This is a genomic window from Paenibacillus sp. MER 180 (assembly GCF_023713665.1).
In the GTDB taxonomy this organism is placed as follows: domain Bacteria; phylum Bacillota; class Bacilli; order Paenibacillales; family Paenibacillaceae; genus Paenibacillus_B; species Paenibacillus_B suaedae.
On the sequence record NZ_JAMAVT010000023.1, the window covers coordinates 63383 to 78528 of the forward strand.

12 protein-coding genes are annotated in these 15146 nt (G+C 48.0%); 9 read left to right on the forward strand and 3 right to left on the reverse strand.

Annotated elements, in window-relative coordinates; genetic code table 11:
• Nucleotides 1-16 precede the first annotated feature (16 nt).
• Complete coding sequence (gene mraY, locus M3661_RS26155) at nt 17-973, reverse strand: phospho-N-acetylmuramoyl-pentapeptide-transferase (RefSeq protein WP_021253446.1); 957 nt, start codon at nt 971-973, stop codon at nt 17-19.
• A 330-nt stretch (nt 974-1303) separates the two neighbouring features.
• Complete coding sequence (locus M3661_RS26160) at nt 1304-1570, reverse strand: hypothetical protein (protein WP_065292883.1); 267 nt, start codon at nt 1568-1570, stop codon at nt 1304-1306.
• 297 nt (nt 1571-1867) lie between these two features.
• Here M3661_RS26160 and M3661_RS26165 point away from each other — a divergent pair, with 297 nt between their 5' ends.
• The 5 genes from M3661_RS26165 to cstA all read left to right on the forward strand — a co-directional run bounded on the left by M3661_RS26165 (nt 1868) and on the right by cstA (nt 8769).
• Nucleotides 1868-2362 carry a YwiB family protein gene (locus tag M3661_RS26165; RefSeq protein WP_065292895.1) on the forward strand — a complete coding sequence of 165 codons (495 nt, stop codon included), beginning with the start codon at nt 1868-1870 and terminating at the stop codon, nt 2360-2362.
• A gap of 39 nt (nt 2363-2401) precedes the next feature.
• Nucleotides 2402-4078 (forward strand): arginine--tRNA ligase, encoded by a 1677-nt coding sequence (gene argS / locus M3661_RS26170; RefSeq protein WP_251489911.1) that lies wholly within the window; start codon nt 2402-2404, stop codon nt 4076-4078.
• Nucleotides 4079-4244: 166 nt separating this feature from the next.
• Complete coding sequence (locus M3661_RS26175; RefSeq protein WP_251489913.1) at nt 4245-6035, forward strand: sensor histidine kinase; 1791 nt, start codon at nt 4245-4247, stop codon at nt 6033-6035.
• Nucleotides 6010-6765 carry a LytR/AlgR family response regulator transcription factor gene (locus M3661_RS26180; RefSeq protein ID WP_142546674.1) on the forward strand — a complete coding sequence of 252 codons (756 nt, stop codon included), beginning with the start codon at nt 6010-6012 and terminating at the stop codon, nt 6763-6765. Before M3661_RS26175 ends, M3661_RS26180 begins: the two co-directional genes overlap by 26 nt.
• Nucleotides 6766-6972: 207 nt before the next feature.
• A complete protein-coding gene (gene cstA, locus M3661_RS26185) occupies nt 6973-8769 on the forward strand; it encodes a carbon starvation protein CstA (RefSeq protein WP_021253439.1) in 1797 nt (598 codons plus the stop codon).
• Nucleotides 8770-8872: 103 nt separating this feature from the next.
• On the opposite strand, the gene M3661_RS26190 is transcribed toward cstA, so the two are convergent.
• On the reverse strand, nt 8873-10015 hold the full coding sequence (locus M3661_RS26190; RefSeq protein WP_251489915.1) for a S8 family peptidase: 1143 nt from the start codon (nt 10013-10015) through the stop codon (nt 8873-8875).
• A gap of 456 nt (nt 10016-10471) precedes the next feature.
• On the opposite strand from M3661_RS26190, the gene rpoE reads away from it, so the two are divergent.
• From rpoE to M3661_RS26210, 4 genes are all read left to right on the forward strand, one after another.
• Nucleotides 10472-11023, forward strand: a complete 552-nt coding sequence (rpoE, locus tag M3661_RS26195; RefSeq protein WP_065292887.1) for a DNA-directed RNA polymerase subunit delta — start codon at nt 10472-10474, stop codon at nt 11021-11023.
• A gap of 549 nt (nt 11024-11572) precedes the next feature.
• Nucleotides 11573-13174 carry a CTP synthase gene (locus M3661_RS26200; RefSeq protein ID WP_021253436.1) on the forward strand — a complete coding sequence of 534 codons (1602 nt, stop codon included), beginning with the start codon at nt 11573-11575 and terminating at the stop codon, nt 13172-13174.
• Nucleotides 13175-13408: 234 nt separating this feature from the next.
• Nucleotides 13409-13807, forward strand: coding sequence for a response regulator (locus M3661_RS26205; protein WP_021253435.1), 399 nt, complete (start codon nt 13409-13411; stop codon nt 13805-13807).
• Between the two features lie 261 nt (nt 13808-14068).
• On the forward strand, nt 14069-15055 hold the full coding sequence (locus M3661_RS26210) for a Gfo/Idh/MocA family protein (RefSeq protein ID WP_251489917.1): 987 nt from the start codon (nt 14069-14071) through the stop codon (nt 15053-15055).
• Nucleotides 15056-15146: the final 91 nt, after the last annotated feature.

Genomic DNA, 15146 nt, shown 5'->3' on the forward strand with positions numbered 1-15146 from the left:
GCGTGTGCAACGACTGTTAAGATAAGAGAAACTTCCAAGCTAACCAGCATATCCCCACTCCGACCCACGAGATGAAGCCAAAGATAACGACGATCTTGTTCTCACTCCAACCGTATTTGAGTGAGTAATGATAGTGGATGGGCGCCATTCGGAACATTCTCAGCTTCGTTCTGCGGTAGTACCATACTTGTAGAATAACAGACAGTTGTTCTGCAAAGTAGACGAAGAAGAGGACCGGAATCAGGATCTCTACCTTCTCGAGTACCGCAAGGAATGACAGGGAGCCGCCGATGGCGAGCGATCCGGTATCCCCCATGAATGCACGCGCAGGATAAATATTATAAATGAACAGCCCAAGCAGACAGGCAATCATGATGAGCGAGAACATCTTCACTTCCATATGATCGGATATGAGGAAGAAGAAGAAATAAGTCGGGATCGACACATTGATAAGCAACCCATCCAGACCATCTGTAAAGTTAATCGCATTTGCCGAACCTACCACGAACAGTACCATAATTGGCACATACACGAGTAGAGGAAGATCGAGCGTTAGCCCGCCCCCAAGCACAATGGTCGTACTGACGTCAAAATGCTGAATGAGCACGTACAACAGAACTCCGGTAAAGGAGAATTGGAAGACAAGCTTCGCTTTGCCCGATATCCCGGAGGGATCCTGAAATACGGCCTTCTTCAAGTCATCCATTAGACCAACGGAACCGAATAGCAGAAACGTCGCTGCCAGAAACATCGTCATTGGCGATGGGTGATAGGAGACAGAGGTAATTACACCGATAATCAGAATAAGGCCGGCCATCAGCGGTGTGCCGCGCTTAGCTTGATGATCAGGCGGAAGCTCGGCTCGAATTGGCTGCGTCAGCTTCAGTGTCCGCAATCCCCAGATGAGCAGTGGGGTCAATGCGGCAACGAGCAGGAAGGACACACTCGAAATGCCTAATAAGGAAGGGTTCACAGACATTCACCTATTTGTATGTATTTTGTATAACTGAGTACAGTTTATTATAATTCACGGCAATGGACAAATATTCCTCTTGCATCGACAAGCACAGCATCCGCCGCATCGCCAACTTGTGGCGACTGGCGTACGCCTTCTTGACTTGGTGGGCACGTCGGGTCACTCCTCTAATAAATGGATAGTGCGTTGCGGTTCCTTCATATAAACACTGGATTTCTCTATCAACAAGATTAGCATGAAAGAAGATGGGAGAAAAATAAAGATAAAGCATAGATCATAACGTGAAAAAGGAGCTGTCTAGGACAGCTCCCGTTCTATTCCGTATCGTTAGACTGCAGAGGTTCCTGTACGTCTACGGTGGTTGCGATGTGCGGTTCGTTTTGTGTTTCGAATCATCATATAAATGCATAGCCCGAACAGCGGAGCGATGACCACAATGGTCGTCATGCCGACTGTAAAGAAGACAGAGTGTTCAATGCGGATGCTGTCGATAACAACCCATACTGACGAAGCTAGGTGGAGTACGAGCGTTATCAGGAGCAGCCAGTCGCTATGGTTCGTTAACCAAGTTAGAAGTACCGTCCATTCCACCATTTATCGCCCCCATACTCCTCGAAATAATGACATAAGCTGAGCAATTATGCAGCAGCGGACAATCGAGGAATCATTTACTACTATCATTATAATTGAGGGAAGATTCGAATTTCCACGTCTTTCTTGAGGTATAACCTTACAAATTCGTAAGTTATCGTATTATGCCATAGATTGTCGGTTTATTGACCCTGCTATGCTTAGCTGCATCCCTAGGGCGCAAATAGGAAAAGGAGGTTGCAAAAGGCGGGCGTATACCGGATAATTTAGAAATCAGACTTTGGAGAATGGAGCTTGACAATGACGGAGCATCAGAGGGAAGCGGCTGATAGATTGCCGGTTCTTATCACGATTGACAGCCGACAAGATGATGAACGGGTCACGGAGCACGTACGGGGCGATTTATATCGGAAGGGTTCACATTTCTATATTCGCTATACTGAGACTCAGTCCCAGCCGGAGCGGGTGAAGCGACGAAGTGATTCTGCCGAAGATGCGAGCCGTACACAGGTTACACTGAAGGTGAGTGAGAACCAGGTGAAGCTAACGCGTAGAGGGCAGGTTGAAGCAGAGCAGACATTTGCTCTTGGAGCGAGACAGAATGGTTACTATCGTTCATCTGCGATTCGCTTTCCTCTAACAACAGCGACATCGAAGCTGTCTTGGGACAAGCCTTGGCCGTTCGAAGGGCCGCTACAATTCGACGAATTGCGTATAGCGTGGTCGTATCAATTATATATAGAAGAACGCTGCACGGGGAAATTCAATATTCAATTACGTATTACACCCGCCTGAAACAGGCATGAACGATAAGATGCAGGAGGAACGAGACATATGAGCAGTGTAATGGAACGAGTAAACAATCAAGTGAAGCAAGCAATTGAGGATGCAATCGTACAGGCAGGTCTTGTAGCGCGCGAGGATATCCCTGCGTTCGTTATTGAGGTGCCGAAGGATAAGACGCACGGTGATCTGGCATCCAATATAGCGATGCAGTTGACGCGCATTGCGAAGCGCAATCCACGCCAAATTGCTGAAACGATCATCGAGAACCTGAACACAGAAGCGGCTTCCATTGAAAGCGCAGAGATCGCTGGACCTGGATTTATTAATTTCCGTGTGAACAAGAGCTATCTTTACGACATCTTGCACGAAGTGAATGAAAAAGGCAGCGACTACGGACGGATTGCGGCTGGCAGCGGTCAACGCGTACAGGTAGAGTTCGTATCTGCGAACCCTACAGGAAGCCTTCATCTTGGACACGCACGCGGTGCGGCTGTCGGCGATGCATTGTGCAACCTGCTTGATTACGCGGGTTATGAAGTAACGCGCGAATATTATATTAACGATGCAGGGAACCAAGTGAACAATCTTGCGAAATCGATTGAATGCCGCTATAAGCAAGCATTGGGACAGGATGCAGAAATGCCGGAAGATGGATATCACGGTGTAGATATTAAGGGCTTTGCGGAAGAGCTTGTTCAAGCAGAGGGCGATCGTCTGCTGTCCTTGTCTGAAGAAGAGCGCGAGCGTTATTTCCGTACTTACGGTCTCTCGAAGGAATTGGATAAAATCAAGCGCGACTTGAATCGCTTCCGTGTTCCGTTCGATGTATGGTTCAGCGAGACATCGCTATACGAGAACAATGAAGTGACGAAGGCGCTGGATGCGCTTCGTGCAAGCGGACATGTATTCGAGCATGAAGGTGCAACATGGCTGCGCACAACGACATTCGGCGATGACAAGGATCGCGTATTGGTGAAGAATGATGGTTCTTACACGTATCTGACTCCAGATATTTCGTATCATATGGATAAATACGGCCGTGGCTTTGACAAAATGATTAACATTTGGGGTGCTGACCACCATGGATACATCCCACGTATGAAGGCGGCTATGGAAGCACTCGGTAATGATCCAGATAAGCTGGTTGTGTTGATCGCGCAAATGGTTAGCTTGTTCCAAGATGGCGAGAAAGTGAAAATGTCCAAGCGTACAGGGAAAGCCGTAACCATGGAAGATTTGATGGATGAAGTGGGCGTTGATGCAATCCGTTACTTCTTCACAATGCGCTCGATGGATTCCCACCTTGACTTTGATATGGACTTGGCGATCTCCACATCCAATGAGAACCCTGTCTATTACGTACAGTATGCGCATGCGCGTATTTGCAGCATTTATCGTCAGGCGGAAGAACAAGGGGTTGCGTTGCAGCCGTTGAATGAGCTGAATTTGGCGAAGCTGACGGCTGAGCATGAATTCGACCTGCTTCGCAAGCTGGGTGAGCTTCCAGAGGAAATTTCGGTTGCTGCCCGCGACTATGCGCCACATCGTTTGGTTCGTTATGTGTACGAGCTGGCATCGCTCTTCCACAGCTACTACAGAGCAGAGCGTGTCATTACAGAGGATGCAGAGCAGACACAAGCTCGTCTAGCATTGCTCGGCGCTGTTCGTACGACAATTGCGAATGTACTTCGTCTCGTTGGCGTATCTGCTCCAGAACAGATGTAAGACAGCGCCTAACGAGAGTTAAATGTTCATTGCCTAATATAGAGCGTCCTGTGAGCTGAAACTAGCTTGCAGGACGCTTTCTTGTTCCCACAATAGTTAGTTATTCGGTAAAATAAGACCAAGAACCATCGAGAGGATCGAGCTAGAGAGAAAGTAGGTGACGAGGATGCTGTATCTGCTTCCGCTGATGATCGAGCGGGTTGGCGTATTACTGATCATCGCATTTGTGCTGTCGCGTATGAAGTCATTTCGACATATTGTTCATAATGAACACGGTACAGCTGAGAAATGGCTGCTGATCTTCGTGTTCGGCGCGTTTGGGGTAATCAGCAACTATACTGGTGTGCAAATTCATAATAGCTCGGTATATTCGCAAGCTTGGCATATGGATATAGAGACGGGGAGTGCCATTGCAAATACACGCATTATGGGTGTTGTCATTGGAGGACTGCTTGGCGGTCCATTTGTCGGAACAGGTGTTGGGTTAATTGCGGGCTTGCATCGCCTATCGCTTGGCGGCTATACCGCTGCTGCTTGTGGGATATCGACGATAATGGCCGGTATTATCACTGGGCTCGTTGGAAAGCGCTTTCGTATAATTCAAGGCAAGCATGCTGCATGGCATGCAGCGTTGATCGGCATAGGGATGGAGTGTGCGCAGATGGGCACCATCTTGCTCGTAGCGGAACCTTGGAGCTCTGCTTGGGAACTCGTCAAGCTGATCAGTGTGCCGATGGTCGCGGTCAATGGATTCGGCATTCTATTATTCATGCTGATTATTCAATCCATCTATGAGGAAGAGGAGCGCTCTCGGGCGCTGTTGACCCATAACGCTCTTCATATCGCCGATCAGACCTTGCCGTTTTTCCGTCAAGGGTTAAATAGCGATTCATGCCGAGAATCGGCGTTGATCATATGGAAAGGTACGAATGCTGACGCGATCTCCATTACAGATGAGCATCACATTCTTGCGCACGTGGGCGCGGGGGACGACCATCATGTGCCGTTGCATGGAATATCCACGCAGTTGACGAAGCAAGTGCTGGAGGAGGGCATTGTTCATAAGGCATCCTCACGAGAAGAGATTCAGTGTTTCGAGCCGAGTTGTCCTTTGCAAGCTGCATACGTATTACCACTTAAGGTGCATGACCGTACGGTGGGCACATTGAAGCTGTACTTCAAGCAGCCCTCACGGCTGGATCGAGTAGAACGAGAGCTTGCAGAGGGTCTTGGCAAGCTGTTCTCCACCCAGTTGGAATTGGCGGAAGCAGAACGGCAGAGTCGGCTGCTAAAAGATGCGGAGATCAAGGCGCTGCAAGCTCAGGTTCACCCGCACTTTCTATTTAATGCCTTCAATACCATATCCGTTCTCTGCCGCACCGATTCGGAGAAGGCGCGCAAATTGCTGCAGCAGCTCAGTGTGTTTTTCCGCAGCAATCTGCAGGGCGCACGTAAGATGCTTATCCCGCTGCACAAGGAATTAGAGCATGTAGAAGCGTATTTGTCATTGGAACAGGCGAGATTCCCCGGCAAATATGTCGTAGAGACGGACATTGACGGTTCTCTTATGGACGTACTAATACCGCCATTCACGCTTCAGCCACTGGTGGAGAATGCGATTCGGCATGCCTTCTCCAAGGGATTTACTTTGTCGCAAGGAATAGTATCGATTCGGGCGCAGGTGAATGGAGCTAGCGTGACGATTACGACCAAGGATAATGGGAAGGGCATAGCACCAGAGTCCATGGCCGCGCTTGGCAATGAGGCGGTTCCGTCTGCAGAAGGAACAGGCACAGCGCTGTGCAATATTGTGAAGCGAATAGAAGAACTGTATGGAAGCAGGGGCTCGATTCAAATCGATAGTACAATTAGAGAAGGGACATCGGTCACGATTACGTTGCCGATTCATTATAGCGAACGGGGGGACATCGATGTTGAAAGTATTTATCGTGGATGATGAGCCGCTAGCGCGTGACGAACTCTGTTATCTGCTTCGCCGCACGAAACGGGTTGACGTTGTAGGAGAGGCAGAATCGATGGAAGAGGCGTTGAAGCGCATAGGGGCGCTACGTCCGGACGTCGTATTTCTCGATATTCAACTTGCCGAAGCGAGTGGGTTGGAGGCAGCAGAACGGTTGGGCGCGTTGGATGAGCCACCTGCGATTGTATTCGCAACGGCGTATGATGAATATGCGCTGCGTGCTTTCGAGTTGAACGCTGCTGACTATATTTTAAAGCCGTTCGATGAGCAGCGCATTCAGCTAACCGTCGAGAAGCTGGAGAAGCAGGGCTCGCGTTCAGTTACATTGATTCAGAATGAGGTAATATCACATTCCCGGTCTACCCCGACAGAACGGGTAGAGCGGCTTGCCATTACGACGGTGGATGAGCGCATTGTTGTTCTGCATGTGGATCGCATCGTGTACATCGGGTTTGAAGAGGGAAAGACAGTCGTCGCAACGACAGAACAGCGCTATCGTGTAGGAGAACCACTTAGTGTACTGGAGCGGAAGCTGATTCACCCATCCATTATTCGTGTGCATCGGGCCTACTTGGTGAATGTGGATCGCATTGTAGAGATTGAGCCATGGTTCCACTCCACATGCCAACTGAAGATGCAGGACGGATCCAGCTTGCCTGTGAGTCGTACCTATATGAAGGAACTTAAGCAGCTTCTAGGATTTTAAAATAATGGCGTTCACGAATCATCCAATCAATTTTGGTATGAGATGGAGAAGAGGCGAATAAGGATAGAAGAGAGGGTTGAAACGGTTGCATTTCAATCCTTTTTTTGTGCACTTCATCATGGACATGCGGCATTCTGCTTTGAAAACAGGGTAATGCTGTTTTCATAAGGTAAGATAACAGCAACAGCTCGAAAGGAGTGGACGATCATGAATGCGGTTTCAATAGTGATTGGTTCGATTTGCATCTTGATGATCACCTATCGCCTCTACGGAACATTTATGGCAAACAAAGTGTTAAAGCTAGACGATTCCAAGCCTACTCCGGCGCACGAATTAAATGACGGCAAGGATTATGTGCCGACGAATAAATGGGTGACCTTCGGTCATCACTTCGCAGCCATTGCTGCGGCAGGGCCGTTAGTTGGTCCGATATTAGCTGCCCAGTTCGGTTATCTGCCAGGGCTGCTCTGGTTGTTGATCGGTGCCGTTATCGGCGGTGCTGTACATGATGCGGTTGTATTGTTCGCTTCCATGCGCAAGCAAGGCAAGTCGCTCTCTGAGGTAGCGAAGGATGAGCTTGGGCCAGTGGCAGGCTTCTGTACGGGCCTAGCGATGCTGTTCATTATTACGATTACGATGGCGGGTCTGTCGATGGTAGTGCTCCATGCGCTTGAACACAATCCATGGGGAACCTTCTCGGTAGGCATCACGATCCCGATTGCCATGATGGTTGGGATTTGGTACAAGAAGACAGGCAATTTGAAGCTTGCCTCTACCGTTGGTTTTGTACTTTTGATGGTCGGCGTATTTATGGGTCCCTACATTCAAGGTACCGCGCTTGGCCAATGGTTGACCTTTGATATGAAGACGCTGGCAATTATTTTGCCGATATATGCATTCTTTGCGGCAGCACTGCCTGTATGGCTTCTCCTTGCACCGCGCGACTACTTGAGCAGCTTTATGAAGATCGGAGTATTCATTGCTCTTATCGTTGGTGTGTTCATTATCAATCCTGATATTCCATTCCCTGCCGTAACTGAATTCATCAACGGCGGAGGCCCAATACTGGCAGGCCCAGTATGGCCGTTCATCTCGATCACGATAGCTTGTGGAGCAATCTCTGGCTTCCACGCCTTCGTAGGATCGGGTACGACACCGAAAATGCTGGATCGCTGGAGCGATATTAAAGTCGTTGGCTTCGGCGCGATGCTGGTCGAATGCGTTGTAGGGATTATGGCACTTATAGCGGCAACTGCCTTGCAGCCTGCTGATTACTTCGCAATTAACTCAACGCCAGAAGCGTTTAAGACGCTGGGCATGAATGTGGTTCATTTGCCGGATCTCGCGCGCGAGATCGGTTTGAACTTGGAAGGCCGCACGGGTGGAGCTGTAACACTCGCAGTTGGCATGACGTACATTTTTACGAAGTTCCCATGGTTCGAATCGCTTTCGTCGTACTTCTTCCAATTTGTTATCATGTTCGAGGCGGTATTCGTCCTGACCGCAATTGATGCGGGAACACGTGTGGCGCGCTACATTATCCAAGACTTCTTCGGAGAAGTGTATAAGCCATTGAAACGAGTAGATTGGGTACCTGGCTCCATCTTTGCTAGTGCGCTTGCTTGCTTCTTGTGGGGATACCTGCTCTTCTCTGGCGATATTGGATCGGTATGGGCGCTGTTCGGGGTATCGAACCAGATGATGGCTTCCATCGGTCTTATCATCGGTGCTACGGTTATTATGAAGATTGCGGATAAGCGCTGGTATGCACTTACTTGTCTTGTGCCGCTCGCTTACTTGTTCGTAACCGTTAACTATGCGGGAATATGGATGATATCCAATGTGTACTTGAATCCAACTAATAAGGGCTACAGCATTCTGAATGCATCGTTGTCAATTATTATGATGGTGCTCGGAGTCATCATCCTCATCTCTGCAATCAAGAAGTGGACAGAGTTGTGGAACACGCCTCGAACGAAGCTAGATCCGGTAATGGCCTCCTAGACCACAGCACAACTACATGAATGAACTTCAAGGACAGTCGACTTGCTCGGCTGCCCTTGTTTTGTTTCCATCCATTCTCGTGTTTGTTCCCGTTCGGATCTCGTCAGCGTTCTGCTTCCTTAAGGAGGCGCATGACATCGATTTCTCCTAAACTACGAGAAGTAGTATTCCGGCTTCGCATCGGACTTGCCGATCGTCGCAGCAAGGTTTTGATTTCACCAGGCTTGAGACCAGGCTTCATGGCAAGCAGCAGAGCAATAGCGCCACTTACATGTGAGGTGGCCATTGAGGTGCCGCTCATTTCATGATATTTGCCCTTGATCCAAGCCGATACAATTTTATCTCCGGGTGCATAAATGTCGACGTAACGGCCGCGGTTGCTGAAGGAGGCAATTTTCCGAATTCGATCAGTAGCTCCAACCGAGATCGTCTGCAAGTAACGGGCGGGGTAATCAATAGACTTCCGCTTCGCATCATTGCCAGAGGAGGCGACAACGGTTACGCCAGCATTATAAGCGTTCGTGACAGCAGTGAGCAGCGACTTGCTGCGGGTCTTCATGCCGAAGCTCATATTAATGATATTCATACCATGGCGGACACACCAATCAATGCCTTGGATAATATCAGATACGAAGGCTGCTCCATTTTCATCGAATGCTTTAACGGGATGAATAATGGCGCGAGGAGCTACTCCGATAATGCCGTACATTTGATTGGCAGCGGCGATCGTACCTGCGATATGGGTGCCGTGGCCATTGTCGTCATGTGGGGGCAAACCGCGCTGGATCAGATTAATGCCGCGGGTGAGCGAGTGCCGAAGGTCAGGATGGTGGAAATCAGCCCCGGTATCAATGACACCAATATGAACACGATAACCGGTAGTCGTGCTCCAAGCTTGGGGTGCTTTGATGTGCTTAACCCCCCAAGGAATGCCGCGCTCCCAATTGACAGGACGCTGGGATACGGCGTGCATCGAGAGATAAATATCTTCTTCTACGATAACATCATAAGCGGTCGATAGCAGGGTGGAATCGAAGTCCGTTCTGGCCGGATATACCCAGCCATCAATGAGTGGAACCTTGCGAATATCAGCAAGCTCAGATCTGCTTGCTTCGAGTTCATGCAGCACCTCGGAGCATTGTTCATACTGTTCATGGGTGCGGAAGCGGATGAGCAGTTGTCGTTCGCAGGGCTTAGTGGTACTGAGCCCTTGAATAAGTAACTGGAGTAAGCCCGTAATATCCAATGTCGAGTCCCTCCCGACAGTTCCTTTGTAACGGTTGTTCAAAAAGCGTACATATGATAATCAAGTGAACCCGAACGAATGTGGATCGGTTGAAGCGTCTTTTTGAACAGACAATTTTACATATCGTATGCATCAGACCCCGGCGTGGACTGGGGTAGATGCCTTTTTTACGAAAGATAGGCCTTCCACCGTGTCAAAAGACTTCCACGGACATAGTATGAAGAAGAGCCGACGAAGGGCTTAGCACACCCGATACGGGGCGTGAGCCTTCATCGGGTGCGGATACAGTCGAACGCGAAGGGATTCCCTTCGCGTTTCTATTTTTTGTCCGACTTGTGGCATTTCCTCGTCTATAGGAAGAAAACTTGCATTTTCACTTGAGATCGGGTTTACTTATGTGTGAACATGGATAAGTGAATGCAATTTGAACTTTTTAGAGAGAGAGGATGTGTCCGAATGAGCACACCGCTGGACTTGAAATTAGACCCTGAAAAAGTGCAAGAAATACCGATGGTGGATCTTGCCTTCATGGTACTGAAAGCTGCCAACACGCCTTTCTATTACCGCGATCTCATGAATGAAGTCGCTAAGCTGCGGGGTCTGAACGAAGAGCAAATTAACGATGTCATTGCGCAGTTATATACGGAAATTAACATTGACGGTCGTTTTGCTTGTGTTGGCCAGAACCTGTGGGGATTGAAGCGCTGGTATCCGGTTGACCGTTCTGAAGAGGCGATGACCGGGGGTGCACCTCGTCCACGCATCATTAACGATGACGACGATGATGATTACTCTGATGATGACGACAGCTTCAACAATGATGAAGAAGAAGACTTCGACTTCGTCGATGAAGATGGCGAAGAGGAAGAGGAGATCTTCGAGGATGAAGATTCTGATGTAGAAGATGATGTTGACATCGAAGAGGAAATCGATGAAGAAGATGCGGATCTGAACGAAGAAGAAAACGATGACTTCGAAGAAGAGGATGACCGGGAAGAGGATATGTAAGATCCTCTTCAGGATTTGATTTCGCATTTTAGAATGCCGCTTGCTTATTTTTCCTGTATATCCTAGCTGATCTGGGGTATGTTCAGGAGGGATACGTAAGCGGCATTTTCCATATAATCTGCCCCTGCGAAAAATCAACTCGATCTCCCTTGACACGAGAATGCCTACAGAGTAAACTAGCATATGGGCTTTGCATTTGCACGTAATTAAATAGAGTCATTTTCACATATGAAGAAAGTGCCCCGTGACACTACGGGAGTCACTTTTTTGTTTTTTTAGGATACGAATTGCAGTTTTTTATGGCTTTGTTGCCGATTGCAATTGGTACAATTTGATTCGTATAAAATAGCTCCCGTCCACTACGGAACACCATTTCCGGACATTTTAGACAGGAGCTTTTTTAATGACATTTTGCATCAATGAATATCGCATAAATGGGTTACGATAACATCATGAGATTATGGAACTCGCGTGTATCGAACCTGTTCTACAGACAAAGCCTCCCGAGAACATGTCTTGAATGCACTTGATCATAGGAGGGTTTCACCAGTGGCAAAGTATATTTTTGTAACGGGCGGCGTCGTTTCTTCTCTTGGTAAAGGGATTACGGCTGCATCCCTGGGCAGATTGCTGAAAAATCGGGGGCTCAAAGTAACGATCCAAAAATTTGATCCTTACATTAACGTTGACCCGGGCACAATGAGCCCTTATCAGCATGGCGAAGTATTCGTAACAGATGACGGAGCTGAGACAGACCTTGACTTGGGTCACTACGAGCGCTTCATCGACATCAACCTGTCGAAGAACAGCAACGTGACAACAGGTAAAGTGTATTCTACAGTTATTTCAAAGGAACGCCGCGGTGAATACCTTGGCGGAACTGTACAAGTTATTCCGCATATTACAAATGAAATCAAAGAACGCGTATTCCGTGCAGGTAAGGAATCCGGCTCTGATGTAGTTATTACCGAAATCGGTGGTACAGTCGGCGATATCGAGAGCTTGCCGTTCTTGGAAGCAATTCGTCAAATTAAGAGTGATGTAGGTCGTGACAACGTGATGTATATTCACGTTACCTTGATCCCTTACATCAAGGCTGCGGGCGAAGTGAAAACGAAGCCGACACAGCACAGTGTCAAAGAATTGCGCAGCATCGGTATTCAACCGAATATGCTCGTATGCCGTACAGAACATGAGCTTGCAGAGGATATGAAGCGCAAGATTTCCTTGTTCTGCGACATTGATGCGAACGCGGTTGTAGAATGCCGTGACGCTTCCACGTTATATGAAGTACCATTGATGCTTCATGAGCAAGGAATGGATGATTATGTTGTAAATCATTTGAAGCTTCAAACACCAGAACCAGACATGGTGGAATGGACGAAGCTTGTTGACCGTGTGAAGCAGCTTCAAGGACAAGTTGAGATTGCAATCGTTGGTAAGTATGTTGCTCTTCATGATGCATACTTGTCTATCGTAGAAGCATTGGCTCACGCAGGTATTGATGCAAATACAGAAGTCAATATCCGTTGGGTGAATGCAGAAGAGATTACAGAAGAAAACGTAGATGCAGAGTTGTCGGGTGTACACGGTATCTTGGTACCAGGTGGATTTGGCGATCGTGGTATCGAAGGTAAAGTAACAGCGATCCGCTATGCGCGTGAACAACAAATTCCGTTCTTCGGTATTTGCCTTGGTATGCAAGTTGCGGTTATTGAATATGCACGCTCTATCGCAGCATTGAATGGCGCGAACAGCTCCGAAATCAACCCAGCAACAGAATATCCGGTTATCGATCTGCTTCCAGAGCAGAAGGATATTGAAGATTTGGGCGGCACAATGCGTCTTGGTCTGTACCCTTGCAAGCTGCAAGAGGGATCACTCGCTATGTCTTGCTACAATGATGAGCTGGTGTACGAGCGTCACCGCCATCGCTATGAATTCAACAATGAATATCGTGAAGTAATTGAAGGTGCTGGATTGAAGATTAGCGGTACGTCCCCAGACGGCCGACTGGTGGAAATTGTCGAGCTTCCAAGCCATCCATGGTTCTTGGCTGTTCAGTTCCATCCAGAGTTTATCTCTCGTCCGAACCGTCCGCAGCCATTATTCCGTGAATTCGTCAAAGCGGCAATGAAGCACCGTGGATAATAACGCATAAAATATATGAAGCGAAGGCTTTCCTAATTGGAGAGTCTTCGCTTTTTTTGCTTTTATGTGGGAGTTGTGATGTTTTTCCTGAAAGAAGAAGGATTTTATTGTAAAGAAGCGAATATGTACAGTACATGTGGAGTGGTAAAATAAGCATGCAGTGTGAGAGATTAACTCATTCGAACTAGAGGATGCTGCACACTCGCTCGTGAGACGCGGTGGGAGGGGTACCAGTTGAGTAATAAGAAAGTATTGATTGTCGATGATCAGAATGGTATTCGGGTTCTTCTCATGGAAGTGTTCAGTAGCGAAGGATATACGACCTATCAAGCTTCCAATGGCAAGATGGCGCTTGAGATCGTAAGAGAGGAGTCGCCGGATATTGTCCTGTTGGACATGAAGATACCGGGCATGGATGGGTTGGAAATTTTGAAGCAGATCAAGTTGATGAAGCCGCATATGAATGTGATTATGATGACCGCTTACGGCGAGTTGGATATGATTAAGGAAGCTACGGACCTCGGAGCATTGATGCACTTTACGAAGCCTTTCGACATCGATGAGATGAGGGTTGCGGTCAATATGACATTAGAGCAGGGACAGCCGAATAATCAGATGACTATGCCTTCTTAGAAGTGGCGTACGAACGATAAACAAGAAACATGCCGGGGGATGCCCTGGCCTTCTTCAATGTTATCCGAGCAAGGTCGGAGGAAGGCCTTCAATTATTGCTATGTGGTACGAAGAACGAAGAATTGGACATGCCTCTAGTGGAGGGCGCTCAATAGAGACCCCATTAGGGGCTTTCCTCGTTTCTCGTGTTGTCTAATTCTGCCTATACTTGCTAAGCAAAATAACATCAGTAAGACAATAATGGATCATACCGAGGTGTTAATGATGATACGTGTGGCAGTTTGTAGTTATTGGCATGTTCATGCAGAAGAGTATACAGATTTCATCCTTCATCATCCAGATACAGAGCTAGTTGGAATATGGGATGAAGATGCCAAGCGCGGAGAGCGCTATGCAGGACGTTATCATGTGCCTTATTATCCGATCTTGGATGACATGCTGCTGAGAGAGGATATTGATGCGATTGTCGTAGTAGCGCCGACTTCCCTCCACGAGGATATTATGGTGAAGGCAGCGGAAGCTGGCAAGCACATCTTCACTGAGAAAGTATTAGCGCTTACGTCAGCTGAAGCGGAACGCATCGTGAATGCTGTGGAAGCCAATGGTGTTGTGCTGAATGTTGCTCTTCGGAAGCTGTATGAGCGCGATATTGTTACGCTGCGTCGGATAGTAGAAGAGGGTTCTATAGGCGATGTATCGCTTGTCCGTGTGCGTATGGCGCATAATGGAGCACTGGTAGGATGGCTGCCAGAGCATTTCTACAACCGGGCGGAATGCGGCGGTGGGGCAATGATTGATCTTGGCTGTCATCCGATGTACATTACCCGTGCACTGTTGGGAATGCCTGAGACCGTAACTGCGTCGTATGGCTATGTTACGGGTAAAGAAGTAGAGGATAACGCAGTTGCGCTGCTCCAATATACTGGAGGTGCCATTGGAATTGCTGAAACAGGGTTTGTTACCGGTCAATCCCCGTTCATAATTGAGATTCATGGTGCAAGAGGAAGCATTATGTACGGAATGCCGGATGAGCAAATACGCATTCGAATGAATGAGGGGGATGGTGAATGGAACATCGTTCCATTTGATGAACCGATCCTAAATATGTTTGAGCAATGGGTCGGTCATGTGCAGTGCAGAGAAGTGAGCATGGACAACGTAAAAATGGCGCTGGACCTGACAAAATTGATGGAAGCGGCCAATGAGGCAGCGGTTTCGGGGAAAGCGGTGGCCTTAAACGTAATGTAGCTGTTTTGTCAAGAGGTTGTTTACTTTTTCACGCCCAATTGTGATATAATAACACCGTATAAGATGTCGGCTATAATCTAGATAGACAGAC